Annotated in this window: 24 protein-coding genes; 9 read left to right on the forward strand and 15 right to left on the reverse strand. The window is 68.1% G+C overall.

Annotation, left to right across the window (positions count from 1 at the left end; all coding sequences use genetic code 11):
• Positions 1–58: 58 nt before the first annotated feature.
• From purE to HZI36_RS15260, 5 genes are all read right to left on the reverse strand, one after another.
• The gene (gene purE / locus HZI36_RS15240; RefSeq protein ID WP_179403482.1) at positions 59–577 is read right to left on the reverse strand and encodes a 5-(carboxyamino)imidazole ribonucleotide mutase; all 519 of its coding nucleotides are present in this window, start codon (positions 575–577) and stop codon (positions 59–61) included.
• A 25-nt stretch (positions 578–602) separates the two neighbouring features.
• On the reverse strand, positions 603–1,493 hold the full coding sequence (locus tag HZI36_RS15245) for a phosphoribosylaminoimidazolesuccinocarboxamide synthase (RefSeq protein ID WP_179403483.1): 891 nt from the start codon (positions 1,491–1,493) through the stop codon (positions 603–605).
• A 183-nt stretch (positions 1,494–1,676) separates the two neighbouring features.
• Positions 1,677–2,741, reverse strand: a complete 1,065-nt coding sequence (fba, locus tag HZI36_RS15250; RefSeq protein ID WP_179403484.1) for a class II fructose-bisphosphate aldolase — start codon at positions 2,739–2,741, stop codon at positions 1,677–1,679.
• Between the two features lie 276 nt (positions 2,742–3,017).
• Positions 3,018–4,454 carry a pyruvate kinase gene (gene pyk, locus HZI36_RS15255; RefSeq protein WP_179403485.1) on the reverse strand — a complete coding sequence of 479 codons (1,437 nt, stop codon included), beginning with the start codon at positions 4,452–4,454 and terminating at the stop codon, positions 3,018–3,020.
• 284 nt (positions 4,455–4,738) lie between these two features.
• Entirely contained in the window at positions 4,739–5,935 is a 1,197-nt protein-coding gene (locus tag HZI36_RS15260; RefSeq protein WP_179403486.1) for a phosphoglycerate kinase, read from the reverse strand.
• A 371-nt stretch (positions 5,936–6,306) separates the two neighbouring features.
• On the opposite strand from HZI36_RS15260, the gene HZI36_RS15265 reads away from it, so the two are divergent.
• From HZI36_RS15265 to HZI36_RS15290, 6 genes are all read left to right on the forward strand, one after another.
• Positions 6,307–7,230, forward strand: a complete 924-nt coding sequence (locus HZI36_RS15265; RefSeq protein ID WP_179403487.1) for a branched-chain amino acid transaminase — start codon at positions 6,307–6,309, stop codon at positions 7,228–7,230.
• 47 nt (positions 7,231–7,277) lie between these two features.
• Positions 7,278–7,472, forward strand: coding sequence for a zinc-finger domain-containing protein (locus HZI36_RS15270; protein WP_179403488.1), 195 nt, complete (start codon positions 7,278–7,280; stop codon positions 7,470–7,472).
• 118 nt (positions 7,473–7,590) lie between these two features.
• The gene (gene waaF / locus HZI36_RS15275; protein WP_179403489.1) at positions 7,591–8,631 is read left to right on the forward strand and encodes a lipopolysaccharide heptosyltransferase II; all 1,041 of its coding nucleotides are present in this window, start codon (positions 7,591–7,593) and stop codon (positions 8,629–8,631) included.
• A gap of 109 nt (positions 8,632–8,740) precedes the next feature.
• Positions 8,741–9,187, forward strand: coding sequence for a nuclear transport factor 2 family protein (locus HZI36_RS15280; RefSeq protein ID WP_179403490.1), 447 nt, complete (start codon positions 8,741–8,743; stop codon positions 9,185–9,187).
• Between the two features lie 18 nt (positions 9,188–9,205).
• Entirely contained in the window at positions 9,206–10,237 is a 1,032-nt protein-coding gene (locus tag HZI36_RS15285) for a hydrolase (RefSeq protein WP_179403491.1), read from the forward strand.
• Positions 10,230–10,820, forward strand: a complete 591-nt coding sequence (locus tag HZI36_RS15290; protein ID WP_179403492.1) for a DUF2946 family protein — start codon at positions 10,230–10,232, stop codon at positions 10,818–10,820. The genes HZI36_RS15285 and HZI36_RS15290 overlap by 8 nt, the downstream gene beginning before the upstream one ends.
• 11 nt (positions 10,821–10,831) lie before the next feature.
• Here HZI36_RS15290 and HZI36_RS15295 read toward each other — a convergent pair whose 3' ends face one another.
• Positions 10,832–12,586: a M48 family metalloprotease gene (locus tag HZI36_RS15295; RefSeq protein WP_179403493.1), complete on the reverse strand. Its 1,755-nt coding sequence runs from the start codon at positions 12,584–12,586 to the stop codon at positions 10,832–10,834.
• Positions 12,587–12,804: 218 nt separating this feature from the next.
• Between HZI36_RS15295 and moaC the strand changes: the two genes are divergently transcribed.
• Positions 12,805–13,299, forward strand: coding sequence for a cyclic pyranopterin monophosphate synthase MoaC (moaC, locus tag HZI36_RS15300; RefSeq protein ID WP_179403494.1), 495 nt, complete (start codon positions 12,805–12,807; stop codon positions 13,297–13,299).
• Between the two features lie 157 nt (positions 13,300–13,456).
• Here moaC and HZI36_RS15305 read toward each other — a convergent pair whose 3' ends face one another.
• The 9 genes from HZI36_RS15305 to recA all read right to left on the reverse strand — a co-directional run bounded on the left by HZI36_RS15305 (position 13,457) and on the right by recA (position 22,768).
• Complete coding sequence (locus HZI36_RS15305; RefSeq protein WP_179403495.1) at positions 13,457–13,819, reverse strand: lysozyme inhibitor LprI family protein; 363 nt, start codon at positions 13,817–13,819, stop codon at positions 13,457–13,459.
• Between the two features lie 489 nt (positions 13,820–14,308).
• Positions 14,309–16,096 carry a PglL family O-oligosaccharyltransferase gene (locus tag HZI36_RS15310; RefSeq protein ID WP_179403496.1) on the reverse strand — a complete coding sequence of 596 codons (1,788 nt, stop codon included), beginning with the start codon at positions 16,094–16,096 and terminating at the stop codon, positions 14,309–14,311.
• Positions 16,097–16,172: 76 nt separating this feature from the next.
• Entirely contained in the window at positions 16,173–16,823 is a 651-nt protein-coding gene (locus tag HZI36_RS15315; RefSeq protein ID WP_179403497.1) for a pilin, read from the reverse strand.
• Positions 16,824–16,922: 99 nt separating this feature from the next.
• On the reverse strand, positions 16,923–17,633 hold the full coding sequence (locus HZI36_RS15320) for a TerC family protein (RefSeq protein ID WP_179403498.1): 711 nt from the start codon (positions 17,631–17,633) through the stop codon (positions 16,923–16,925).
• Between the two features lie 142 nt (positions 17,634–17,775).
• Entirely contained in the window at positions 17,776–18,657 is an 882-nt protein-coding gene (sucD, locus tag HZI36_RS15325) for a succinate--CoA ligase subunit alpha (protein WP_038713009.1), read from the reverse strand.
• A 60-nt stretch (positions 18,658–18,717) separates the two neighbouring features.
• Complete coding sequence (gene sucC / locus HZI36_RS15330) at positions 18,718–19,899, reverse strand: ADP-forming succinate--CoA ligase subunit beta (protein WP_343050213.1); 1,182 nt, start codon at positions 19,897–19,899, stop codon at positions 18,718–18,720.
• Between the two features lie 75 nt (positions 19,900–19,974).
• Complete coding sequence (locus HZI36_RS15335) at positions 19,975–20,574, reverse strand: DUF2889 domain-containing protein (RefSeq protein ID WP_179403584.1); 600 nt, start codon at positions 20,572–20,574, stop codon at positions 19,975–19,977.
• A 218-nt stretch (positions 20,575–20,792) separates the two neighbouring features.
• Positions 20,793–21,692 (reverse strand): recombination regulator RecX, encoded by a 900-nt coding sequence (gene recX / locus HZI36_RS15340; RefSeq protein WP_179403500.1) that lies wholly within the window; start codon positions 21,690–21,692, stop codon positions 20,793–20,795.
• Positions 21,692–22,768, reverse strand: a complete 1,077-nt coding sequence (gene recA / locus HZI36_RS15345; RefSeq protein WP_179403501.1) for a recombinase RecA — start codon at positions 22,766–22,768, stop codon at positions 21,692–21,694. Before recA ends, recX begins: the two co-directional genes overlap by 1 nt.
• Positions 22,769–22,970: 202 nt before the next feature.
• On the opposite strand from recA, the gene HZI36_RS15350 reads away from it, so the two are divergent.
• Together HZI36_RS15350 and HZI36_RS15355 are read left to right on the forward strand one after the other, a co-directional pair.
• A complete protein-coding gene (locus HZI36_RS15350; protein ID WP_179403502.1) occupies positions 22,971–23,690 on the forward strand; it encodes a response regulator transcription factor in 720 nt (239 codons plus the stop codon).
• Between the two features lie 12 nt (positions 23,691–23,702).
• Positions 23,703–25,250 (forward strand): sensor histidine kinase, encoded by a 1,548-nt coding sequence (locus HZI36_RS15355; RefSeq protein WP_179403503.1) that lies wholly within the window; start codon positions 23,703–23,705, stop codon positions 25,248–25,250.
• Positions 25,251–25,352 lie beyond the last annotated feature (102 nt).

Genomic DNA, 25,352 nt, shown 5'->3' on the forward strand with positions numbered 1-25,352 from the left:
CGCCCACCGCTGTGGGGATGTGTCGGCGGCCATCACCGTGGCCGCCATCGGGCCGTCGTTACAGCGGCGGCAGCACCATCGCGTGCGCGGCCTCGTTCTGGCGCACGCGGAACGCGGCGAGCTTGTCCGCGTAGTCCGCCGACGTGCCGGACAGGATCGACACCGCGAACAGCGCCGCGTTCGCCGCGCCGGCCTCGCCGATCGCGAACGTCGCGACCGGCACGCCCTTCGGCATCTGCACGATCGAGTGCAGCGAATCGACGCCCTTCAGATACTTGCTCGCGACCGGCACGCCGAGCACCGGCACCGTCGTCTTCGCGGCAAGCATGCCGGGCAGGTGCGCGGCGCCGCCCGCCCCCGCGATGATCGCGCGGATGCCGCGCGCGCGCGCGCTTTCCGCGTACATAAACATCTCGTCGGGCATCCGGTGCGCGGACACGACCTTCGCCTCGTAAGGCACGCCGAACTCCTGCAGCACCGCGACCGCGTGCTTCATCACGTCCCAGTCGGAACTCGACCCCATCAGCACGCCGACGACGGGCGCGTCATGCGTGTGGACTGTCTGGACTTCGCTCATCTCTTCGCCTCCCCGTCGTCGTGGCTCAGGCGAGCGTCTGCCCGGTGATGCGCTCGAGCGCTTCCTGGTACTTCGCGCTCGTCTTCGCGACCACGTCGTCGGGCAGCGCCGGCGCGGGCGCGGTCTTGCCCCACGGCTGCGCCTCGAGCCAGTCGCGCACGAACTGCTTGTCGAACGACGGCGGATTCGTGCCGACCTGATACTCGTCGGCCGGCCAGAAGCGCGACGAATCGGCGGTCAGCACTTCGTCCATCAGATACAGCTTGCCGTGGTTGTCGAGGCCGAACTCGAACTTCGTGTCGGCGATGATGATGCCGCGCGTCGCCGCGTAGTCGGCCGCTTCCTTGTACAGCTTGATCGAGATGTCGCGGATCGTCGCCGCGAGCTCGGTGCCGATCCGGCGCTCGGTTTCCTCGAACGTGATGTTCTCGTCGTGCTCGCCCATCTCGGCCTTCGCGGCCGGCGTGAAGATCGGCTCGGGCAGCTTCTGCGCATTCTGCAGGCCCGCCGGCAGCGCGACGCCGCACACGGCGCCCGTCGCCTGGTATTCCTTCCAGCCGCTGCCGGCCAGATAGCCGCGCACGACCGCCTCGACGAGAATCGGCTCGAGGCGCTTCACGACGACCGCGCGGCCGTTCACCTGTTCGACCTCGTCGGCCGCGACGACCGCTTCCGGCGCGTCGCCGGTCAGATGGTTCGGGACGATGTGCTTGAGCTTGTCGAACCAGAAGTTCGCCATCTGGTTCAGCACGCGGCCCTTGTTCGGAATCGGCTCGCCCATCACGACGTCGAACGCCGACAGCCGGTCGGTCGTGACGATCAGGAGCTTGTCGTTGCCGACCGCGTAGTTGTCGCGGACCTTGCCGCGACCGAGGAGCGGCAGCGAGCGGAGCGTGGATTCGTAAAGGGTAGACATCGTCTTTTCGCAGATTGAGAGCCAAACAAAAAGGGAAACGCCGTTCCCCGCGGCAGGCGGGAACGGCGGCCTTGCAATGCGTCGGAGCCGGTCGGGCGGCAGCGCGGCACACGCCGCGCCGGCCGCCGCGACCCGCCGTCAGCGACGGATCGTACTACAACCGGCCTTATACAACCGGCTCAGTCAGCGCACGACCTGCGCGAGCTCGCCGGCCTTGTACTTGTCGGCGATCTTGTCGAGCGAGACCGGCTTGATCTTCGCGGCCTGGCCTTCGCAGCCGAACGCGAGGTAGCGGTCGACGCAGACCTTCTTCGCCGCTTCGCGCGCGGGCTTCAGGTAGTCGCGCGGGTCGAACTTGCCCGGGTTCTCGAACATGTAGCGGCGGATCGCGCCGGTGATCGCGAGACGCAGGTCGGTGTCGATGTTGACCTTGCGCACGCCGTGCTTGATCCCTTCCTGGATCTCCTCGACCGGCACGCCGTAGGTTTCCTTCATGTCGCCGCCGAACTCGCGGATCTCCGCGAGCAGTTCCTGCGGCACCGACGACGAGCCGTGCATCACGAGGTGCGTGTTCGGGATGCGCGCATGGATTTCCTTGATGCGCTGGATCGACAGGATGTCGCCCGTCGGCTTCTTCGAGAACTTGTACGCGCCGTGCGACGTGCCGATCGCGATCGCGAGCGCGTCGCACTGCGTGAGCTTCACGAAGTCGGCGGCCTGCTCCGGATCGGTCAGCAGCTGCTCGCGCGTCATCGTGCCCTCGGCGCCGTGGCCGTCTTCCTTGTCGCCCTTCATCGTCTCGAGCGAGCCGAGCACGCCGAGCTCGGCCTCGACCGTCACGCCGATCGAGTGCGCCATCTCGACGACCTTGCGCGACACGTCGACGTTGTACTCGTACGACGCGACCGTCTTGCCGTCGGCCTCCAGCGAACCGTCCATCATCACGCTCGAGAAGCCGCTGCGGATCGCGTTCAGGCAGATCGCCGGCGACTGGCCGTGATCCTGGTGCATCACGACCGGGATGTGCGGATACGACTCGATCGCCGCTTCGATCAGGTGACGCAGGAACGGCTCGCCCGCGTATTTGCGCGCACCGGCCGACGCCTGCATGATCACGGGTGCGCCGACCTGGTCCGCCGCCGCCATGATCGCCTGAACCTGCTCCAGGTTGTTCACGTTGAAGGCGGGCAGGCCGTAGCCGTTTTCCGCCGCGTGGTCCAGCAGTTGACGCATAGAAACGAGAGGCATTGCGATACTCCTTCGAATGAAAACCGGTGCGCGCCTCGCGCCGGCGCGGTGCGGCCCGGATAATTCGGGCCCGATCGCCGGGCTAAGCGTCGAATAGCGGTATTTTATCGCGAAGCGCTCCGGATTCAGCCCGATCGGACGCCCCACTCGCAATTTGTTACGTTCCGGCGGGCCGGACCGGGCCCGGCCGCGTCGGCGCAGCCGGCCCGAAACGAAAAAGGCCACGCGGGGTCGAATGCCCCGCGCGGCCTTGCGTCACCGGTCCCGATACCGCGCTCAGTAATGCTCGCCGACCCGCACGATCTTCAGCGTGTTCGTGCCGCCCGCCTGCCCCATCGGCTCGCCGACCGTCAGCACGACCATGTCGCCGTGCGACAGGTAGCCGCCGCGCACGACGATTTCGAGCGCCTGCTGCAACGCCGTGTCGCGATCGCTGTTGAAGTCGACGTGCAGCGGCGTCACGTTGCGGTACAGCGCCATCGTCCGCTCGCTGCCGACGCGCGGCGTCAGCGCGAAAATCGGCACGTGGATGTAGTGACGCGACATCCACAGCGCGGTCGCGCCCGATTCGGTCAGCGCGATGATCGCCTTCGCGCCGAGGTGGTAAGCGGTGAAGAGCGCGCCCATCGCGATCGACTGGTCGATCCGCGTGAACGTGCGGTCGAGGAAATCCTTGTCGAGCTCGACGTGCTCGGACTTCTCCGCCTCGACGCATACCGCCGCCATCGTCTCGATCGTGACGACCGGATACTTGCCCGCCGCGGTCTCGGCCGACAGCATCACCGCGTCGGTGCCGTCGAGCACCGCGTTCGCGACGTCCGACACCTCGGCGCGGGTCGGCACCGGCGCCTGGATCATCGACTCCATCATCTGCGTCGCGGTGATCACGAGCTTGTTCGAATCGCGCGCCATCCGGATCATCCGCTTCTGCAGCGCGGGCACCGCCGCGTTGCCGACCTCGACCGCGAGGTCGCCGCGTGCGACCATGATCCCGTCCGACGCGTCGAGAATGCTCTGCAGCGCCGGAATCGCCTCCGCGCGCTCGATCTTCGCGATCATCTTCGGCTTCAGGCCATACGGCGCGCCCGCGATGTTCGCGAGCTGGCGCGCCATTTCCATGTCGGTCGCGTTCTTCGGGAACGACACCGCGACCAGGTCCGCGCCGAGCGACATCGCGGTACGGATGTCCTCCATGTCCTTCGCGGTCAGCGCAGGCGCCGACAGCCCGCCGCCCTGCCGGTTGATCCCCTTGTTGTTCGACAGATCGCCGCCGACCTTCACCGTCGTGTGGATCTCGTCGCCGAGCACGCGCTCGACGGTCAGCACGATCAGCCCGTCGTTCAGCAGCAGTACGTCGCCCGAGCGCAGGTCGCGCGGCAGATCCTTGTAATCGAGGCCGACGCGCTCGTCGTTGCCGAGCTCGCACGCGGCGTCGAGGATGAACGGCTGCCCCGGCGTCAGCGTGGTCTTGCCGTTCTCGAATTTCCCGACGCGGATCTTCGGGCCCTGGAGATCCGCCATGATCGCGATCTCGCGACCGACCTTGCGGGCGGCCTCGCGCACCATCTCGGCGCGCTGGCGGTGATCATCGGCGGTGCCGTGCGAAAAATTGAGACGCACGACGTCAAGGCCCGCCTGGATCATCTGCAGCAGAATCTCCGGCGAACTGGAGGCCGGGCCGATCGTGGCGACTATCTTGGTGGCGCGATGCATGAAACTCCTCTTCTGAGTCTGGGTGGATCCGCTGGGGGAAACGCTGCGAGAGCCGGATGCGGCAGGCCCAGCGGCGGCCGCTCCGGGAGGCGTGCCGGTGCGCTCGCCCGGCATCGCTTTGTTCTGAATGTTTTCCGTGCCGGCCGCGCGGCCGGCCTCACCCGGCTTCGCGCGCGGGGCCGAGTTCGCCCGCGCGGGCGCGCGTTTGCGCTTGCCCGCACTGGCCGCCGGCTCCGCTTTCGCGGAACGTGCGGCCTTCGTCACCCCAGCGCGCGCCGCCACGCTCAGGCCGCCCGCGTTTCGAGCACTTCCACCGCCGGCAGCGTCTTCCCCTCGAGGAACTCGAGGAACGCGCCGCCGCCCGTCGAGATGTAGCTGACCTGGTCGTGGATGCCGTACTTCGCGATCGCGGCGAGCGTATCGCCGCCGCCCGCGATCGAGAACGCGGACGATTTCGCGATCGCGTCCGCGAGCGTCTTCGTGCCGTTGCCGAACTGGTCGAACTCGAACACGCCGACCGGGCCGTTCCAGACGATCGTGCCCGCGGCGCCGAGCTGCGCGGCGAGCGCGGCGGCCGTTTCCGGCCCGATGTCGAGGATCATGTCGTCCGCTTCGACGTCGGTGGCCTTCTTCACGGTCGCGGCCGCCGTCGGCGAGAATTCCTTCGCGCACACGACGTCGGTCGGGATCGGCACCGATGCGCCGCGCTTGTTCGCTTCGTCGATGATCGCCTTCGCGTCGGCGACGAGATCGGTCTCGGCGAGCGACTTGCCGATCGGCAAACCGGCCGCGAGCATGAACGTGTTCGCGATGCCGCCGCCGACGATCAGCTGATCGACCTTTTCCGCGAGCGACTTCAGGATCGTCAGCTTCGTCGACACCTTCGAGCCCGCGACGATCGCGACGAGCGGGCGCTTCGGGTCGCCAAGCGCGCGCCCGAGCGCGTCCAGCTCGGCCGCGAGCAGCGGGCCCGCGCACGCGATGGGCGCGTACTTCGCGATCCCGTGCGTGGTCGCCTCCGCGCGGTGCGCGGTGCCGAACGCGTCGTTCACGTAGACGTCGCAGAGCGCGGCCATCTTCCGCGCGAGCGCGTCGTCGTTCTTCTTCTCGCCCTGGTTCACGCGGCAGTTCTCGAGCAGCGCGACCTGGCCCGGCGCGACATTGACGCCGTTCTCGACCCAGTTCGCGACGAGCGGCACGTCGCGGCCGAGCAGCTCGGCGAGGCGCTTCGCGACCGGCGCGAGCGAATCCTCGGGCTTGAACGCGCCTTCGGTCGGACGGCCGAGGTGCGACGTGACCATCACGGCCGCACCCGCATCGAGCGCCGCGCGGATCGCGGGCACGGACGCGCGGATCCGGGTGTCTTCGGTGATGTTGCCGGCGTCGTCCTGCGGAACGTTCAGGTCGGCGCGGATGAACACGCGCTTGCCGGCGAGCTGGCCGGCGGCGATCAGGTCGGTAAGACGCTTGACTTGACTCATGGGACTGGTGAGGTAGTGGATGGGAAGCGGTTGCTAGGACATGCGCGGGCGGCCTGGAACAGGCGCCGGATGCGGCCGTGGCTGGCGGATCCACATCGCGCGCACACCTATAAATCCGGGAGCGGCCATTCTAGCCGATCCATCCGGCCATCTGACCCATGCGGCGCCGAATTCCGCCTATTCGAGGAACCGCGAAAAACGATCGATCGTGCTATGCCAGCAGCCGCAACGCACTCCCCTGCCCGGGCGTCGTCACCGGCCGGCTCACCGCGCGCCGGTGACGAGCCGACCGTCGCCACGGCAAATGACGCTAAAATAGGCGTCTTTCCGGCGCATCGCCGCATACACAACCGCACCCCCAGGAGATTCCTATGTCAATGGCCGACCGCGACGGCAAGATCTGGATGGACGGCAAGCTGATCGACTGGCGCGACGCCAAGATCCACGTCCTGACCCACACGCTGCATTACGGCATGGGCGTCTTCGAAGGCGTGCGCGCGTACCAGACGGCCGACGGCAGCACCGCGATCTTCCGCCTGCACGAACACACGAAGCGCCTGCTGAACTCCGCGAAGATCTTCCAGATGGACGTGCCGTTCGACCAGGAAACGCTCGAATCCGCGCAGCGCGACGTCGTGCGCGAGAACAAGCTCGAATCGTGCTACCTGCGCCCGATCATCTGGGTCGGCTCGGAGAAGCTCGGCGTATCCGCGAAGGGCAACACGATCCACGTCGCGATCGCCGCGTGGCCGTGGGGCGCGTACCTCGGCGAGGACGGCCTCGCGAAGGGGATCCGCGTGAAGACGTCGTCGTTTACGCGCCATCACGTGAACGTGTCGATGGTGCGCGCGAAGGCGTCCGGCTGGTACGTGAACTCGATCCTCGCGAACCAGGAAGCGACCGCCGACGGCTACGACGAGGCGCTGCTGCTCGACGTCGACGGTTACGTGTCCGAAGGCTCCGGCGAGAACTTCTTCCTCGTGAACCGCGGCAAGGTGTACACGCCGGATCTCGCGTCGTGCCTCGACGGCATCACGCGCGACACGGTGATCACGCTCGCGAAGGATCTCGGCATCGAAGTGATCGAGAAGCGCATCACGCGCGACGAGGTCTACACGGCCGACGAGGCGTTCTTCACCGGCACCGCGGCCGAAGTCACGCCGATCCGCGAGCTCGACAACCGCACGATCGGCAGCGGCGCGCGCGGCCCGATCACCGAGAAGCTGCAGTCGGCGTTCTTCGACGTCGTGTCCGGCAAGAGCGCGCAGTACGCGAACTGGCTGACGAAGGTCTGAGTCCGGACACTTCGACACCCCATCCGCTGAAACAACGAGATCACCCCATGAGTGAAACCAAGGAAATGCCGCTCGTCGAACTGTCGGCGAAGGATCTGCCCGCCTACTGCCCGAACCCGGCGATGACGCGCTGGAGCGCGCATCCGCGCGTGTTCATCGACGTGTCGCACGGCGAGGCGCGCTGCCCGTACTGCGGCACGCGCTACAAGCTGCGCGACGGCGAGGTCGTGAAGGGCCATTGAGCCCCGGCGGCCCGCCCGCGTCACGCGGCGGCGTTCGCGCCGCCCCGCTTCCCCTTTCCTGCAACCCGGACACGGCGCCCGCGCGCCGTGTTTCATTACGACATCGGAAACCGACCTGATGCGTCGCGCGCTCGTTATCGCACCGAACTGGATCGGTGACGCATTGATGGCCCAGCCGCTCCTTGCGCTGCTGAAGAAACTCCATCCGCGCATCGCGATCGATGCCGTCGCACCCACGTGGGTCGCGCCGGTGCTCGAGCGGATGCCGGAGGTTCACGATGTCTACGCAACCGACCTCGCGCACGGCAAGCTGCAGATGCTGCGCCGCTGGCAGCTCGCGAGCGACCTGCGCGAGAACGGCTACGACGCCGCGTACGTGCTGCCGAACTCGCTGAAATCCGCGCTGATCCCGTGGCTCGCGGGCATTCCGCTGCGCATCGGCTACACCGGCGAGCACCGCTACGGCCTGCTGAACGTGCGCCACGCGAACCCGCCGAAGGCGCACGGCGAGCGGCCGCCGATGGCCGGCCACTACGCGGCGCTCGCGTACGCGCCGGGCGCGAAGCTGCCCGAGTCGATGAAGACGCTGGCGCCGCCGCGCCTCGACGCGGACCTGAACGAAACGGCGCGCGTGTCCGCACGTTTCAATCTTGATACGCGGATGCCGCTCGTCGTGTTCTGCCCCGGCGCGGAGTACGGCCCCGCGAAGCGCTGGCCGCCCGAGCACTTCGCGTCGCTCGCGCAGATCGTCCACCAGTCGTTCCCGTATACGCAGATCGTCGCGCTCGGCTCGCCGAAGGACTCGGCCGCCGCGCAGGCGATCGCCGAGCGCGCGCCGCACGTGCGCAACCTGTGCGGGCAGACGTCGCTGTCGGAGGCCTGCGCGCTGATCGCGCGCGCGAACGCGGTCGTCACGAACGATTCGGGGCTGATGCACGTCGCGGCGGCGCTGCGCAGGCCGCTCGTCGCGCTCTACGGCTCGACGGACCCGCGCCATACTCCTCCGCTGTCGGAGCTGGCAAAGGTACAATGGTTGCATCTCGAATGCAGTCCCTGCTTCGAACGCGAGTGCCCGCTCGGCCATCTGAAGTGCCTGCGCGAACTCGGCCCGGAGCAGGTATTCGGCGACCTGCGCGGCATGCTCGTCGGGCAGCGCTGACCTCTCACGGCGGCGCGGCGCGACGCGCGGCCGGGCGATCCGATTCACCGGTATGCGGCGGCCCTCCGGCCGCCGCGCTGATACGCGCGACGCGCAAGAGATAGACCCGATGCCACGTTTTGCCCGCCTGTTCGAAGCCGCCGCCGATACGCTGAACGCCTACTACCAGTGCGTCGCGGACGCGAACCTCGACGCGCTGATGGCGCTGTGGATCGACGAGGATTTCGCCAGCTGCATCTGGGCAGACGGCGCGCATCTGCACGGCCTCGAGCAGATCAGGAGCGGCCTCGGCGCGCGCCTCGCGACGCAGCCGGTGACGATCGAGCCACTCGACATCCGCGTGTATGACAGCCTCGGCACCGTCGTCTACACGATCGCCGAAGCGCATCAGCAAGCCGACCTCACAGCCGAGCCCACGATGGTGTTCGCGACGTACGTGATGATTCACGAACGTGGCGAATGGCGCATTGCGCACATCCACGCGAGCCCGATTCCCGACAAGGCGGCCGGGCAATTCGCCGCCAAGATCCGCCACGGGCAAGGCCCGCTGCATTGATGAAGACGCGGGGCGATCATGAGCACCTTTTCGCCGCCTACACCGCTATCCGGGGCGCGCGCCCCGGATAACGCCGAGCGCTACCACGCACCGCGCTGGCTGCCGACCAGCCACGCGCAGACGATCGTTCCCGCGCTGTTCGCGCGCCGCCCGGCGATCGCCTACCGACGACAGCGCTGGGAAACCCCCGACGACGACTTCATCGACCTCGACTGGCTCGCGCATCCGGTCGGCATGGCGCCGCGCCCCGACGCGCCGCTGCTCGTGTTGTTCCACGGCCTCGAAGGCAGCTCCGGCTCGCACTACGCGCTCGTGCTGATGGCCGCGGCGCGCGCGCGAGGCTGGCACGGCGTGGTCCCGCACTTCCGCAGTTGCAGCGGCGAGATGAACCGTCTGCCGCGCTTCTACCATCTCGCGGACAGCGCCGAAGTCGACTGGATCCTGCGCCGCCTCGCCGTGCAGCATCGCGGGCCGCTCGTCGTCGCGGGCGTGTCGCTCGGCGGCAACGTGCTGCTGCGCTGGCTCGGCGAGCATCGCAGCGACACGTCGATCGTGCGCGCGGCCGCCGCGATCTCGACGCCGCTCGACGTGCACGCGGGCGGCCGCGCGCTGTCGCAGGGCTTCGCGCGGGTTTACACGCGCAGCTTCCTGAAAACGCTGAAGAAGAAAGCGCTGTTCAAGCTCGACCAGTTTCCGGGGCTGTTCGACCGCGACGCAATGCTCGCGTCCGTCACGATGCACGACTTCGACGACATCGTCACCGCGCCGCTGCACGGCTTCGCGAACGCGAACGACTACTGGACCCAGGCGACCACGCGGCCGCTGCTGCCCGCGATCGACGTGCCGACGCTGATCCTCAACGCCCGCAACGATCCGTTCCTGCCCGCGTCGGCGCTGCCCGGCCCGGCGGACGTGTCGAAGGCGGTCGAGCTCGACCAGCCCGAGGACGGCGGCCACGCGGGATTCATGACCGGGCCGTTCCCCGGGCGGCTCGACTGGCTGTCGGCGCGCGTGTTCGGCTATTGCTCCCGATTCGTCGATCATGGATGACATCGTCAGGCAGGCGCTCGCGAAATGGCCGAACGTGCCGCACTGCACCGGCTGGCTGCTGCTCGACCGGCGCGGCGACTGGCGCCTGCGCGACGACGACGCGCAAGCGGCCGGCGCGCTCGGCTCGCCGATCCGCCATGCGGCGCTGATCGGGTTCATCGCGCGCAACTACGCGTGCGACGAGCACGGCCAGTGGTTCTTCCAGAACGGCCCGCAGCGCGTGTACGTCGAGCTCGCGTATACGCCGTGGATCGTCCGGCTCGCGGCGACCGACGGCCGGCTCGCGCTGACCGACCACACGGGTCGCGCGTTCGAGCCGGGTGAAGCGTGGCTCGACGACGCGGGCGGCGTGCTGTTCAGCGATGCGGCGTCGCCCGCGCGCGTCGCCGCGCTGCACGACCACGATCTCGATCTGTTCGCCGATCACGCGGACTTCGACGCGACGCCGCCGGTGCTGCGCTGGCGCGCGGATGCCGCGCTGCCGCTCGCGACGATCGCGTGCGCCGACGTGCCCGCGCAGTTCGGCTTCGTCGCGAGCCCGGCCGAACGCGCGCGCGACGCGGCGGCCGACGGGCACGACTGACGCGGCGTGCGTCAGCTTTTGTCGTCGTCGAGTTCTTCCTTGTAGCGCGCCTCGAACTCCAGCAGGCGCGCGTTCACCATCGACTGCTCGTAGAACGTCGCGTTCTTCGCGTCGCGCGCCTCTTTCAACTGGCGGATCGCGGCCGGCCATGCGCCGTCGAGCGCGAGCTTCTCCGCGAGCGCGCGGCGCCGCGCGAGCACATCGCCCGCGCCGTCGCTCGCCTGCGCGAGATAGTTCCACCAGTCCGGCTCGCGCGGATCGGCATCGGCTTGCGTGCGCGCGAGCGCCTGCGCGTCAGCGAAGCGGCGCGCGCCGAGCAGCGCGCGCAGATGCGCGACGACCGCCGCGTGCGACGCCGGCCAGCGCCGCCGCGCGAGCGCCGCGAGCCGCACCGCGTCGTCCGTACGCCCCGCGCGGCGCGCGAGATCCGACTCGAGCACGTCGAGGCTCGCCGAGTTCGCCGAGTTCGCCGAGTTCGCCGAGTTCGCCGAGTTCGCCGAGTTCGCCGAGTTCGCCGCTGGATCGCCGGCGCGCTTGCGTGCCGCTTCGAACGCGGCCCGCGACGCGGCAAGCGCGTCGCGCGCCGCGTCGTAGCGGCCAAGCAGCGTATCCGCGAGCGCGATCCCGTACCAGTTCGCGGCGACGTTCGCGGCCGTGCGATCGTCGATCTCGAACTGCAGCCGGCGCGCGTCGGCCGCGATGTCGGCCTGAGCACGGTCCTGCAGGATCCGCAGCCGCGCGCGCACGAAACCGTACTCGGGCGACTGGCGCGGCTGCCGGTACGGCGCGCGCCGCGCGCGATCTTCCATGTCCGCGATCCGCTCGCCGGTCAGCGGGTGCGTGCGCGCATACTCGGGCACGCCGGTGTCGTTCATCGACGCGCGGTCGAGCCGCTCGAAGAAGCCCGGCATCCCGTACGGATCGTAGCCCGCGCCCGCCAGAAGCTGGAAGCCGACGCGGTCCGCCTCGCGCTCGGCGGTTCGCGAGAAGCGGAGCTGATTGTCGACCGCATACGCCTGCCCGCCGAGCGCAATCGCGCTGCCGAGATCGCCGCTGCGCGCGACGACGCCGGCCAGCACGCCGAGCAGCATCGTCGCGAGCGCGGTGTAGCCGGTCTTCTTGTTCGCGCCGAGCATCCGCGCGATGTGGCGCTGGAGCACGTGGCCCATCTCGTGGCCGACGACCGACGCGAGTTCCGATTCCGTCTGCGTCGAGATGACGAGCCCACTGTTGATCCCGATGAAGCCGCCCGGCATCGAGAACGCGTTGACCTGCGGGTCGCGCACCGGGAACAGCTCGAAGTCGGGCACGTAGCCGCCGATGAAGTTTGCGCGAGCCGCGGCCGACAGCCGCGCGGCGATCCCGTTCAGGTAGTCGCGCGCGAGCCAGTCGTCGAGATAGTCGGGGTCGCGCCGCACCTCGCGCATCGCGCGCTCGCCGATCTTCCGCTCGGCCTGCGGCGTCAGCGCGCCGCCGGAGCCGTCGCCGAGATCGGGGAGCTGCAGCGTCTTCAGCGGCGCGCGCAGGCTCGTTTCGGCGCGTGGCGCACCATCGGGACCGTCGGCACCGCCCACGCCGGACAGGCGGCTGTCGGCGCCGCCGTAGGTGCCGAACACGCCCGGCGCGATGTCGGGCGGGACGGTCGAGATCGACCGCGCATCGAGCGACGACGCGACCGGCGGCGGGTTCGTGCGCTGCGCGAAACCGTCGGGCGGCAATGCGAGCGCGATTGACAGCGACGCGGCGAGCAACGGTTTGGCACGCATGGCAGGATATCGCAGTGCCCAGGCGCGGAACTGGCGCGCGCGGCGGCAATGGGTATGAAGATCCCGGCCATTGTACCGACGGCGCGGCGCGCGCCGGGTGGACGGATGGTCGCAGCGGCCGCCGCTGCTATGATAGGCGCCCTCTGAAGCTATGCATGGAAGCGGAGTGAGCGCGGCGTGACCGTTCGAGCGCTCGCCCCGATCGACAGGAGCACGACATGTCAGGACTCACGCATTTCGACGCCGCCGGCCACGCGCACATGGTCGACGTCGGCGGCAAGCAGGAAACGCAGCGGATCGCGATCGCGCGCGGCTCGATCCGGATGCTGCCGGAGACGTTCGAGCTGATCCGTGACGGCCGCGCGAAGAAGGGCGACGTGCTCGGCGTCGCGCGCATCGCGGCGATCCAGGGCGCGAAGCGGACCGCCGACCTGATTCCGCTGTGCCATCCGCTCGCGCTGACGCGCGTCGCGGTCGATCTCGAACTCGACGACGCGTTGCCGGGCGTGCATTGCACCGCGCAGGTCGAGACGTTCGGCCGCACCGGTGTCGAGATGGAAGCGCTGACCGCGGTGCAGGTCGGGCTGCTGACCGTCTACGACATGTGCAAGGCCGTCGATCGCGGGATGGTGATCACCGACGTCAGCGTGCGCGAAAAGCGCGGCGGGAAGTCGGGGGACTGGAAGGCGGACCAACCGAGCGCATCGGACTGATTGCCTCTGCGTCGTTCGTCGTCACCTGGCGGAATCGCTACAAATCTGACTTCTGACATACGAAAAATCGATCCTGTCCCACTCCTGTCCCACCGGAGACCGGAATGGCATCGATACGCCAACGAGACGGCAAATGTGGTATTGGTCCGACATCCGGTTACTGAATATCGCTTGACTGCACGCACGCTGCATGAACGCCGCTTACAACAGGTGCGTCACAGACATCGTCCACGCGTTTGCGGTAAAGATCGACGAGACACTTTTCAGTCGTACACTTGTTGCGTTGCGCGATCCATGCCCGCTGTTCCTTCTTCAGAGACTTGTTATCAGGACCGTCGCCCAAATTGGTAGCCAGCATGTCGCGGTAGTTGTCCGCCAGCGCGTCGTCCAACTTCCCAAGCAATGGACTGGAACAGATCGTCTTCTCGACGTAGGTCGATGCCTTCTTGCAATCGAAGGACGTTGCGTGTGCCAGCGGCGACACGATCAGCAAGGCAGCAAGCAGATGTCGAAATTTCATAGGCTTCCCCGGTTGTCAGTGGTCCAATCATGAAAAACCGCCGATGAACGGCGGTCGTGGAATGATTTTTGTGCCGCGCAAATCCTACCAGCGTCACATCGCAGACAGGACTTGGATGCGCGCTTCCGTCGTTTCGATGAGACAGGCCGCATCGTCACAGGCATTCCGCTCCTTCAGCCACTTTCGTAGCTGCTGTTTCAGTGCTGTGGGGGTCGCTTGATTTCACGGCAGCCGCGTGATGGTCTGTCGGCTGTCCTTCATGTGCCGCGCGACTTCTGGCGATCCGACCAGTCGATCAGTGCGCACGGCACGCCATCGGGTCCAAGGCCGTCGATCGCGGGATGGTGATCACCGACGTCAGCGTACGCGAAAAGCGCGGCGGGAAGTCGGGAGACTGGGAGGCGGACCAGCCGAGCGCATCGGACTGATTGCCGCCGCACCATTCGCCATCACTCGCCATCACTCGCCATCACTCGCCATCACTCGCCATCACTCGTCGTCATCGTCACCCGAGTCGTCGGTCGCATCGCTCGGCACTTCGCCGTACTTCGCGACCACGGCCGCCTTGAACGCCTTCAGCGACGGCTGCGCGTCGCAGAGCTTGTACAGCGCGGCCAGCTGCTGCGGCCAGTCTTTCAGTTCCACCGAGAACACGTGCAGACGCGCGACCGTATCGAGCGCCGCGGCGTCGCGGCCGTCCAGCGCCTGCAGCACCGCATAGCGGCGCAGCACCGTCTCGCCCGGCAGCAGCGCAATCGCGCGCTCGTGCGCCGCGAGCTTCTGCGGCAGGTCGTCGCGCGAAATCGGCAGCAGCGTCGCCGCGCCGTACTCGCCCCATGCGCGGAACAGCCAGGACGGCGCCGCGCTGTACTGCTCGGCCGGATTGCTGCCGTAATAGAGCACTTCCGCGCGCCGATAGTCGCTCAGCACCGGATACGCGGCGAGCAGCCCGCCGATCGACAGCAGCGCGAAGAGCCCGAACGCCGCGCGCCCCGGCAGCACGCGCAGCGGCTGCGTGTCGAGCAACCCGATCACGAACATCACCGGCAGCAGGAAGAACATGTACTGCTGCGGATACTCGACGAGCGCGTGCATCAGCAGAATGCCGATCAGCGCGAACCCGAACACACGCTCGCTGGTGTGCGCAACGCGCAGCGCGCGCACGAACCACAGCACGAGCGCGACGACCGGCACGCCGAGCCCGAGCACGCCGGACTTCGCGAGCAGATCGATGAAGATGTCGTGCGCGTTGTTCGCGATCTCGACGCCGCCGAGCGCGCGCACGAGCTCGAACTGATGCACCGGGAACTCGCCCCAGCCGACGCCGAGCACCGGATGCGCATGGAACATCGCGAGCCCGTACTTCCACAGCGCGAGGCGCGGCGCGATCTGGCCGGCGTCGCGCATCCGGTCCGCCGCCGACTCCGCGAGATCCAGATGGAAATGCACGTTCGCCCAACGCACCGCGACGTTGACCGCGACGAACGCGATCGCGAGCAGCGCCGGCAGCAGCCAGGCGCGCGCGCCGCGCGCCGGGTCCGAGCCGCGGCGCGCGGCGGCCAGCGCGATCCAGAAACCGGCGACCACGATCACGCCGACCTGCAGCCACGGCCCGCGCGACACCGTCAGCGCGAGCCCGGCCGACAGCACGACCGACAGCGCGAGCCATGCCCAGACCGCGAGCCGGCGCGTCTGAGCGAGATAGAGCGCGCCGGCGAGCGCGAACGCGATGTAGGTCGCCAGGTGGTTCGCCTGCGCCATGTTGCCGTATGGCCGGCGCTCGGTCGCGACGCCGTACACGACGACGAACGGCGACACCGCCGCCTCGAGATGGAACAGCTGCACGATCTGGCAGAGCACCGCGATCACGCCGCCGACGATCAGCGCGCTCGCCATCATCCGCGCGACCATCTCGCCCTGGTCCGCGCGCGCGAGCGCATAGCCCGCCTGCATCGCGACCAGCGCTGCGCCGAGATAGCCGAGCGCGAGCCACGCCATCGACGGCTGCTGCAGCGGCAGCACCGCGATCTGCGCGAGCAGCACCGCGGCGAAGCCGAGCGGCGCGACGAGCGCGGCAGGCGCCGCGAACGGCACCGCGGGGCGGCTCGCGCGCACCATCAGGATGACCGCCGCGCCGAGCAGCAGATACAGCACGAGCGCGGCGAACTCGGAGTAGAACGTCGGAATCGGGTAGGTGTGATTCGTGATCGAGTACGGCACCATCAGCGCGACGGCGAGCACAACCAGCGGCAACGAACGGAAAAATGAGGAGGGCATGAGCGAACCGGGTGTCAGCAACCGGCGCACTATACAAAAAAAACATTCCCCTGTGCGGAGCCGATGCGGCCCGACGCTACGCGCGGCATTCGGCCGGCGCGAACTTGCCGGGCAGCGACGGCGCATCGGCCGGCAGCGGTCCCGCGCCCGGCGCCGGCAGCGACGACGCCTGCTTGCCCGCCGCAAAGCATTCCCACGCGATCGACCCCGCCTGCATCGCGCCTTTCGCGAGCGGCACGCGCGCGGTCGGCACATCGGCCCGGTCCGGCGCCGACGGCACGAGTACGAGCGTGTTCTCGCCGGCAGGCGCGACGCGCGCGGTGTAGACGATCGAGATCTGCCCCGTTTCGTCGTCGATCCGGATCGACTCGACGTTGCGCGTGGCAACCGGCGCGTCGTAACCGCCCGCGAGGTCCGCGCCGCCCGCCGCGTTCTCGGCGACCGCGAGCCGCGCGGACGCGGCGAGCGCGAGCCCCTCCCCGACCCGCGAGCGCGCGAGATAGTCCTGATACGCGGGAATCGCATACGCGGCGACGACGCCGACGATCGCGAGCACGATCATCAGCTCGATCAGCGTGAACCCGGCTAACCCCACACGCGACACATGCGGCACATGCGGCACATGCGGCACATGCGGCGCACGCGACACACGCGACACACACCACGCGTTCCGCGGCTCGTCGGCGACGCGGCGGATCGGAAACGAAACGAAAAGAACATCGAACATCGCACACTCCGGAAACGAAAAACGCCTGCCGATGGTGGCAGGCGTTTCGATCGTAGCGAGCGGGCCGCGGCGCCGGCAGTCGGCCGGACGGCCAACGCGTCAGGAACTGGACGCGCTCATCGCCTCCCGGCGCCTCTTCAGCCCATAGCCGGCCGCGACGACGAACAGCGCGCCCGCGATATGCGCGCCGTAGACCACGGCGGGCGTATCGAGAATCGGCCAGCGCTCCGCGACCGGATCACCGACGATCAGGCCGCCCGCGATCCAGCCGAGCAGCGCCGCGCCGAGCGCGACGATCACCGGATAGCGGTCGAGCAGCTTCAGCACCAGCGTGCTGCCCCAGACGATGATCGGAACGCTGACGACGAGACCGAAGATCACGAGCGCGATCCGGTGTTGCGGATCGGCCTGCTCTGCCGCGCCGGCGATCGCGATCACGTTGTCGAGACTCATCACCGCGTCCGCGATCACGATCGTCTTCACGGCCGACCAGAGCTGGTCCGCCGGCTTGATGTGATCGTGCGCATCCTCGGCGGGCGCCATCAGCTTGACGCCGATCCACAGCAGCAGCAGGCCGCCCGCGAACTTCAGGAACGGCACGTCGAGCAGCACGACCGCGAACGCGATCAGCGCGACCCGCAGCACGATCGCGCCGGCCGTCCCCCACAGCACGCCGCGCATGCGCTGCGCCGGCGCCAGGTTGCGGCACGCGAGCGCGATCACAACCGCGTTGTCACCGCCGAGCAGGATGTCGATGACGACGATCTGAATCACAGCGCCCCAGTGGAGCGACGTCAGGAATTCGAGCATGGATCGGAACGGAAAAGGAAATCGAACAGGCCGGCGCGCGCGCACATTCCCGCCGCGCCCTCACCTTACAAAACAATTTCGCAAGCATAACAAAAAACGCCGGCTGGGCCGGCGTTTTTCGAAGGACTTCCGTAGAGGAACCTTACAGTGCAGCCTTCAGCAGGCGGCCCATTTCCGACGGATTGCGCGTGACCGTGATCCCGCACGCTTCCATGATTTCCAGCTTCGCTTCGGCCGTGTCCGCGCCGCCCGAGATCAGCGCGCCGGCGTGGCCCATGCGCTTGCCCGGAGGCGCGGTGACGCCCGCGATGAAGCCGACGACCGGCTTCTTCATGTTGTCCTTGATCCACTGCGCGGCGTTCGCCTCGTCCGGGCCGCCGATCTCGCCGATCATCACGACCGCATCCGTGTCCGGATCGTCGTTGAACATCTTCATCACGTCGATGTGCTTGAGACCGTTGATCGGATCGCCACCGATGCCGACCGCCGACGACTGGCCGAGGCCGAGCGCGGTCAGCTGCGCGACGGCTTCATACGTCAGCGTGCCCGAGCGCGACACGACGCCGATGCGGCCCTTGCGGTGGATGTGGCCCGGCATGATGCCGATCTTCAGTTCGTCCGGCGTGATCGTGCCCGGGCAGTTCGGCCCGAGCAGCAGCGTCTTGCGGCCTTCGCGACGCATGCGGTCCTTCACTTCGATCATGTCGCGCACCGGAATGCCTTCCGTGATGCAGATCGCGAGATCGAGATCGGCCTCGACCGCTTCCCAGATCGCCGCGGCGGCGCCCGCCGGCGGCACGTAGATGACCGACACGGTCGCGCCGGTCTCTTCCTTCGCTTCCTTCACGCTCGCGTAGATCGGAATGCCTTCGAAATCTTCGCCGGCCTTCTTCGGGTTCACGCCCGCGACGAACGCCTCGCGGCCGTTCGCGTACTCGCGGCACGCGCGCGTATGGAACTGACCGGTCTTGCCGGTGATGCCCTGCGTGATGACCTTCGTGTCTTTATTGATCAGAATCGACATGTATTGACCTCTGTTCGAGTGGCGTCGCGTGTCAACCGCGCCGCCATGCGTGTTCAATGCTTACTTGCCTTCGGCAGCCGCGACGACCTTCTGCGCCGCTTCTTCCATGCTGTCGGCCGCGATGATCGGCAGGCCCGATTCGGCGAGCATCTTCTTGCCGAGGTCCTCGTTCGTGCCCTTCATGCGCACGACGAGCGGCACGCCCAGGTTCACGGCCTTCGAACCGGCGATCACGCCTTCCGCGATCACGTCGCAGCGCATGATGCCGCCGAAGATGTTCACGAGGATCGCCTTCAGGCCCGGGTTCTTCAGCATCAGCTTGAACGCTTCGGTGACCTTCTCGGTCGTCGCACCGCCGCCGACGTCGAGGAAGTTCGCCGGCTCGCCGCCGAACAGCTTGATCGTGTCCATCGTCGCCATCGCGAGGCCCGCGCCGTTCACGAGGCAGCCGATGTTGCCGTCGAGCGAGATGTACGCGAGGTCGAACTTCGACGCTTCGATTTCGGCCGGATCTTCTTCATCCAGATCGCGGTACGCGACGATGTCCGGATGACGGAACAGCGCGTTCGAGTCGAAGTTGAACTTCGCGTCGAGCGCGATCACCTTGCCGTCGCCCGTCAGCACGAGCGGGTTGATTTCGGCGAGCGACGCGTCGGTTTCCCAGAACGACTTGTACAGACCTTGCAGGATCGCGCGCGCTTGCGGGATCGATGCGTCCGGCACGCCGATCTTCTTCGCGAGATCGTCGGCTTCGGCGTCCAGCAGGCCCTTCGACGGCTCGACCGCGACCTTGTGGATCGCTTCCGGCGTCTTCGCGGCGACTTCCTCGATGTCCATCCCGCCTTCGCTCGACGCCATCACGACGACCTTCTGCGACACGCGGTCGATCACGATGCCGACGTACAGTTCCTTCTTGATGTCCGCGCCTTCCTCGATCAGCAGGCGGTTCACCTTCTGGCCTTCCGCGCCGGTCTGGTGCGTGATGAGCTGCATGCCGAGGATCTGGCTCGCGTATTCGCGCACCTGGTCGATCGACTTCGCGACCTTCACGCCGCCACCCTTGCCGCGGCCGCCCGCATGGATCTGAGCCTTGACGACCCACACCGGGCCGCCGAGCTCTTCCGCCGCCTTGACGGCCTCGTCCACCGAGAACGCCGGTTTGCCGCGCGGGACCGCGACTCCGAATTTCCGCAGGATTTCCTTACCCTGGTACTCGTGAATCTTCATGCGTGATTCCTTCAGTCTGAGAGTTGGATGAAAAGTCGCTTAAAGCCACTCAAAATCGCTTAAGACGCTTCTTTCTTTGTGTTATTCCGTTCATTCCTTCGCGCCGCTCCGCTCGGGCCTGCTCGCACCATACCAGCGCGGATAGAACTGCCGCACCGCGTCGCCGTCGAACCGCAGCGCGTGGCAGCGGCCGAGCTGGAACGGCGGCGCGTCCTGCTCGCCGGCCCGCCCGGTTCCGTCGTCGCCCTGCCCGTTCACGCTCCATACGTCGCCCGCGAATGCCTGAATCGCCGCGGTCGGCAGCACCGCGCACAGCTCGGTCAAGTGGGAACAGCCGGCGGTGCCGCTCAGAAGGCGGTTCGCGTCGCGGCGGAAGTTGCGGAAGAGATTGAGCCCGATCAGGGCCCGATAGGCGGGGTTGGCGGCTTGGCACTGACCGGGGTAAGGCACCCATTCCGACGATGCCTCGGCATCGACGACGTTCAGGTCGAGATCGATCGTCACGCGCAGCCAGAGTTCATGAATCGGCAGGCCGTTCGGCCGGATGCCCGACGCCAGATCGACATCGCGCGACTTGTGGTCGGTCAGGCGGGCTTCGATGTCCCACAAGCCGTCGTCGCGCTCGTAGGCTTCCGCTTGGATTGCGCGTCGATGTCGCAACTGACGGGGCACGGGCTCGGATAGCGGCATGCTGGAGATTGAAGCCGAAGAGGAAAACCTGCGGATTTTAACATACTGGGTATTTGTGACAGGCCGACGCGACGGCGGGTATTCCCGTCTGTCGGGAACATACCGCATCGCAGCAATATCGCGCGCCGCGCGCGGGTGCGACAGCGGTGCGGTTAAGCCACCGTACGCGCGATGCCCTGCACAAAAATCGTGCGATTCCGATCGTCGCCGAAAGGCGGTCAATCGTCGCCGAACAACTCGTCGCCGCCCTTCAGCAACTTCACGATCGTGCCGCGCGAGAAGCCGCGCGCCGCCAGAAAACGCGCCTGCTTCGCGCGCTCGGCGGGCGTTTGCGGCACGACGCCGAATTTCTTGCGCCACACCGCCTGCGCGCGCGCCCATTCGGTCTCGCGCAGCTGCGCGCTCACCTCCTCGACGAGCGCGTCGCCGACCGCGTGGCGCTTGAGCTCGCTGACGATCCGCGCCGCGCCGACGCGCGACGCGCGGCGGTGCACGACGCTCTCGGCGAAACGCGCATCGGACAGCCAGCCTTCCTGCTCGAGCGCGTCGAGCACCGGCTCGAGCGCGTCGCCTTCGTTCACGTACGGCGCGAGTTTGCGCGCGAGCTCGGCCCGGCTGTATTCGCGCCGGGACAGATAGCCGAGCGCGCGGCCCTTCAGCGAGCGCGCGGGCTTCGACGGCGATGGCTCGCGGGCCGACGCTTCGCCGCCTTCGCTACCTGCGCCGGCGGGCGCGGACTGCCGGCGCGCGCGGCGCGGCGTCTGGCTCGTGCGGGTGTATACGTCCGGGGTTGCGCGCGGTGAATCGGCTGAATCGGCTGAATCGGCTGAATCGGCTGAATCGGCCGCGTGCGCGAACCCGATGCCGGCGCCCGATACGCGACGGCGCGCGCGATCGTGCGCGTCGAACGATTCGGGATCGTCGAATGGATCCGCCGCCCCAAACGCAACGAGGGCATCATCCGATGCCCTCGTCACGGCGCGGCGCGTGGGCCGCCGACCGGCGCCGGGGGACGCGGCGTGCCGCTCGGAAGAACCGCCCGACGTATCGACGCCCGACACCTCGTCGTGCGCGTCGCGGTTCTCCGGCTCGCCTGTGTCGCCCCGGCGCCCGATCATCACTCTTCTTCGTCCACCGCCTCGGCTTCGGCACGGGCACCGGCGCCTTGCGGCATCGCGACCACGCCGAGCGATTCACGGATGCGGTTCTCGATCTCGCGCGCGATCTCCGGATTCTCGCGCAGGAATTCCCGCGCGTTGTCCTTGCCCTGGCCGATCTTCTCGCCGCTGTAGCTATACCAGGCGCCCGCCTTGTCGACGATCTTCGCCTGCACGCCCAGATCGATGATCTCGCCCTGACGCGAGATGCCCTCGCCGTACAGAATGTCGAAGATCGCTTCGCGGAACGGCGGCGACACCTTGTTCTTCACGACCTTCACGCGGGTTTCGTTGCCGATCACCTCGTCGTTCTTCTTGATCGAGCCGATCCGGCGGATGTCGAGTCGCACCGACGAGTAGAACTTCAGCGCGTTGCCGCCCGTCGTCGTTTCCGGGTTGCCGAACATCACGCCGATCTTCATCCGGATCTGGTTGATGAAGATCACGAGGCAGTTCGTCCGCTTGATCGTGCCCGTCAGCTTGCGCAGCGCCTGCGACATCAGCCGCGCCTGCAGGCCCGGCAGCGAATCGCCCATCTCGCCCTCGATTTCGGCCTTCGGCACCAGCGCCGCGACCGAGTCGATCACGATCATGTCGATCGAGCCCGAGCGCACGAGCGCGTCGGTGATCTCGAGCGCCTGCTCGCCGGTGTCCGGCTGCGAGATCAGCAGCTCCGGCACGTTCACGCCGAGCTTCGCCGCGTACTGGACGTCGAGCGCGTGCTCCGCGTCGATGAACGCCGCGGTGCCGCCGAGCTTCTGCATCTCGGCGATCACCTGCAGCGTCAGCGTGGTCTTGCCGGACGATTCCGGCCCGTAGATCTCGACCACCCGGCCGCGCGGCAGCCCGCCGACGCCGAGCGCGATATCGAGGCCCAGCGAGCCCGTCGACACCACCTGGATGTCTTCCATCGCCTCGCCATCGCCCATCCGCATGATCGACCCTTTGCCGAACTGCTTCTCGATCTGCGCGAGCGCGGCGGCCAGCGCCTTGCTCTTCTCCGCAGTCAGCCCGGAGCCTTTCTTGCTATCTTCCATGAATCGTCCTTTGCTATGATGAGCAGCGTCTGATACGGGTGCGCCGGGTTGGACACCCCACGCGCACGGCGAATGCAGACACTGTATAAAAAAACAGTATTTTATGCAAGCCCGCGATGTGGGCCCGCGCATACACCCGCACAAGACCCACTTCGGAGACAGCCGCCGGCCGCCTCGCCTGAGCCGGCTCCCGGCCAGCAACATGCGAATTCTCATCGCCGAAGACGACAGCATACTCGCGGACGGCCTCACCCGGTCACTCCGCCAATCGGGCTATGCGGTCGACCACGTGAAGAGCGGCGTCGAGGCCGACACCGCGCTGTCGATGCAGACGTTCGATCTGCTGATCCTCGATCTCGGCCTGCCGAAAATGCCCGGCCTCGACGTGCTGAAGCGCCTGCGCGCGCGCAATTCCAACCTGCCCGTGCTGATCCTGACCGCCGCCGACAGCGTCGACGAGCGCGTGAAGGGTCTCGACCTCGGCGCCGACGACTACATGGCGAAGCCGTTCGCGCTGAACGAACTCGAGGCGCGCGTGCGCGCGCTCACGCGCCGCGGCGCCGGCGGCGGCCCGACCGTCGTGCGGCACGGCTCGCTCGCGTTCGACCAGGTCGGCCGCATCGCGTACGCGAACGATCGCGTGCTCGACCTGTCCGCGCGCGAGCTCGGCCTGCTCGAAGTGCTGCTGCAGCGGATCGGCCGCCTCGTGTCGAAGGAGCAGCTCGTCGACCATCTGTGCGAATGGGGCGAGGAAGTCAGCAACAACGCGATCGAAGTCTACGTGCACCGGCTGCGCAAGAAGATCGAGCCGAGCGGCGTGCGCATCGTCACCGTGCGCGGCCTCGGCTACAGCCTCGAGAAGACCGCGCCCGCGGGCGAGAGCGCGCCGCCGCAGACGGCGACCGGCGCGACGCCGCGCTGAGCGCCGGCCGTCATGGCCACGCCGGCCCATCCCCGTCATCCGGCCGACGCGGCCGAAGCCGACGCCGAACGCGACGCGCGCTACGAGAACCCGTTCGCGCCGCCCGACGAGATCGACGCGCCCGAACCCGCGCGCCCCCGCTCGCTGTTCGGCGAGATCCTCGACTGGATGCTCGCGCCGCTGCTGCTGCTGTGGCCGATGAGCATCGCGGTCACCTACCTCGTCGCGAAGGCGATCGCGAACGGCCCGTTCGACCGCGCGCTCGAGACCAACGCATACGTGCTCGCGCGGCAGATCCACCCGGTCAACGGCGTCGCCGAGCTCACGCTGCCGTCAGCGACGCAGGACTTCCTGCGCGCGGACAACGTCGACAGTGTCTACTTCCAGGTGCTCGGCACACGCGGCGAACTCGTCGCCGGCGAGGCCGACCTGCCGCTGCCGCACGACGAGGATCGCCCGCCCCCCGGGGTCGTGACGTTCCGCGACGAGGTGCTGCGCGGCAACGACATCCGCGTCGCGTACACGACCGTCGCGCTGCCGCAGGCGAGCGGCACGCAGCCGGTGCTCGTGCAGGTCGGCGAGACGCTCGACAAGCGCAACGCGCTCGCGAACGACATCATCAAGGGCGTGATCCTGCCGCAGTTCGTGATCCTGCCGCTCGCGATCGTGCTCGTCTGGTTCGGGCTGTCGCGCGGGCTCGCGCCGCTCAACGCGCTGCAGGCGCACATCCGCGGGCGCCGCCCGGACGACCTGTCGCCCGTCGACGCGCAGCGCGCGCCGCCCGAGATCGAGCCGCTCGTCACGTCGTTCAACGATCTGCTGTCGCGGCTCGAGCAGAACATGGCGCTGCAGAAGCGCTTCATCGCCGACGCCGCGCACCAGATGAAGACACCGCTCGCCGGCCTGCGCACCCAGGCCGAGTTCGCGCTGCGCCACGACGTGCCCGACGAGGTCCAGCGCTCGCTCGAGCAGATCGCGACGAGTTCCGCGCAGGCCGCGCGGCTCGTCACGCAACTGCTCGCGCTCGCGCGGGCGGAGAACCGCGCGGGCGGGCTGACGTTCGAGCCGGTCGAGCTCGCGTCGCTCGCGCGGCTCGCGGTGCGCGACTGGGTGCAGGCCGCGCTCGCGAAGCGGATGGATCTCGGCTACGAAGGCCCCGACGACGATGACGACGGCGCGCTCCACGTCGACGGCAATCCGCTGATGCTGCGCGAGATGCTCGGCAATCTGATCGACAACGCGATCCGCTACACGCCGGAGGGCGGACGCATCACCGTGCGCGTGCGCGCGGACCGGCTCGCCCGGCTCGCGCACGTCGAGGTCGAGGACACCGGGCCCGGGATTCCGGCCGGCGAGCGTGCGCGCGTCGTCGAGCGTTTCTACCGGATCCTCGGCCGCGAAGGCGACGGCAGCGGCCTCGGGCTCGCGATCGTGCGCGAGATCGCCGCGCAGCACGGCGGCACGCTGACGCTCGACGATCACGTGTATCAGGACGCGCCGCGGCTCGCGGGCACGCTCGTGCGCGTGAGCCTGCCGCTGCACGACTGGTCCGCGCGATGAGCGGGCCGAAGCCGGTTAAATCTGGGTTCTGGCCGGGTTAAAGCCGCGTTAAAGCCGGGTTAACGTGTAATCGAATGGCCGCGCCGAGTCAGTGCGCCGTAA

It is taken from the genome of Burkholderia guangdongensis (genome assembly GCF_013403875.1).
Taxonomy (GTDB): Bacteria; Pseudomonadota; Gammaproteobacteria; order Burkholderiales; family Burkholderiaceae; genus Burkholderia; species Burkholderia guangdongensis.

Bases quoted from the DNA above. Each gene is read 5' to 3' on its own strand.
- purE (WP_179403482.1), bottom strand. From the start codon at position 577: ATGAGCGAAGTCCAGACAGTCCACACGCATGACGCGCCCGTCGTCGGC.
- HZI36_RS15245 (WP_179403483.1), bottom strand. From the start codon at position 1,493: ATGTCTACCCTTTACGAATCCACGCTCCGCTCGCTGCCGCTCCTCGGT.
- fba (WP_179403484.1), bottom strand. From the start codon at position 2,741: ATGCCTCTCGTTTCTATGCGTCAACTGCTGGACCACGCGGCGGAAAAC.
- pyk (WP_179403485.1), bottom strand. From the start codon at position 4,454: ATGCATCGCGCCACCAAGATAGTCGCCACGATCGGCCCGGCCTCCAGT.
- HZI36_RS15260 (WP_179403486.1), bottom strand. From the start codon at position 5,935: ATGAGTCAAGTCAAGCGTCTTACCGACCTGATCGCCGCCGGCCAGCTC.
- HZI36_RS15265 (WP_179403487.1), top strand. From the start codon at position 6,307: ATGTCAATGGCCGACCGCGACGGCAAGATCTGGATGGACGGCAAGCTG.
- HZI36_RS15270 (WP_179403488.1), top strand. From the start codon at position 7,278: ATGAGTGAAACCAAGGAAATGCCGCTCGTCGAACTGTCGGCGAAGGAT.
- waaF (WP_179403489.1), top strand. From the start codon at position 7,591: ATGCGTCGCGCGCTCGTTATCGCACCGAACTGGATCGGTGACGCATTG.
- HZI36_RS15280 (WP_179403490.1), top strand. From the start codon at position 8,741: ATGCCACGTTTTGCCCGCCTGTTCGAAGCCGCCGCCGATACGCTGAAC.
- HZI36_RS15285 (WP_179403491.1), top strand. From the start codon at position 9,206: ATGAGCACCTTTTCGCCGCCTACACCGCTATCCGGGGCGCGCGCCCCG.
- HZI36_RS15290 (WP_179403492.1), top strand. From the start codon at position 10,230: ATGGATGACATCGTCAGGCAGGCGCTCGCGAAATGGCCGAACGTGCCG.
- HZI36_RS15295 (WP_179403493.1), bottom strand. From the start codon at position 12,586: ATGCGTGCCAAACCGTTGCTCGCCGCGTCGCTGTCAATCGCGCTCGCA.
- moaC (WP_179403494.1), top strand. From the start codon at position 12,805: ATGTCAGGACTCACGCATTTCGACGCCGCCGGCCACGCGCACATGGTC.
- HZI36_RS15305 (WP_179403495.1), bottom strand. From the start codon at position 13,819: ATGAAATTTCGACATCTGCTTGCTGCCTTGCTGATCGTGTCGCCGCTG.
- HZI36_RS15310 (WP_179403496.1), bottom strand. From the start codon at position 16,096: ATGCCCTCCTCATTTTTCCGTTCGTTGCCGCTGGTTGTGCTCGCCGTC.
- HZI36_RS15315 (WP_179403497.1), bottom strand. From the start codon at position 16,823: ATGTTCGATGTTCTTTTCGTTTCGTTTCCGATCCGCCGCGTCGCCGAC.
- HZI36_RS15320 (WP_179403498.1), bottom strand. From the start codon at position 17,633: ATGCTCGAATTCCTGACGTCGCTCCACTGGGGCGCTGTGATTCAGATC.
- sucD (WP_038713009.1), bottom strand. From the start codon at position 18,657: ATGTCGATTCTGATCAATAAAGACACGAAGGTCATCACGCAGGGCATC.
- HZI36_RS15335 (WP_179403584.1), bottom strand. From the start codon at position 20,574: ATGCCGCTATCCGAGCCCGTGCCCCGTCAGTTGCGACATCGACGCGCA.
- recX (WP_179403500.1), bottom strand. From the start codon at position 21,692: ATGATCGGGCGCCGGGGCGACACAGGCGAGCCGGAGAACCGCGACGCG.
- recA (WP_179403501.1), bottom strand. From the start codon at position 22,768: ATGGAAGATAGCAAGAAAGGCTCCGGGCTGACTGCGGAGAAGAGCAAG.
- HZI36_RS15350 (WP_179403502.1), top strand. From the start codon at position 22,971: ATGCGAATTCTCATCGCCGAAGACGACAGCATACTCGCGGACGGCCTC.
- HZI36_RS15355 (WP_179403503.1), top strand. From the start codon at position 23,703: ATGGCCACGCCGGCCCATCCCCGTCATCCGGCCGACGCGGCCGAAGCC.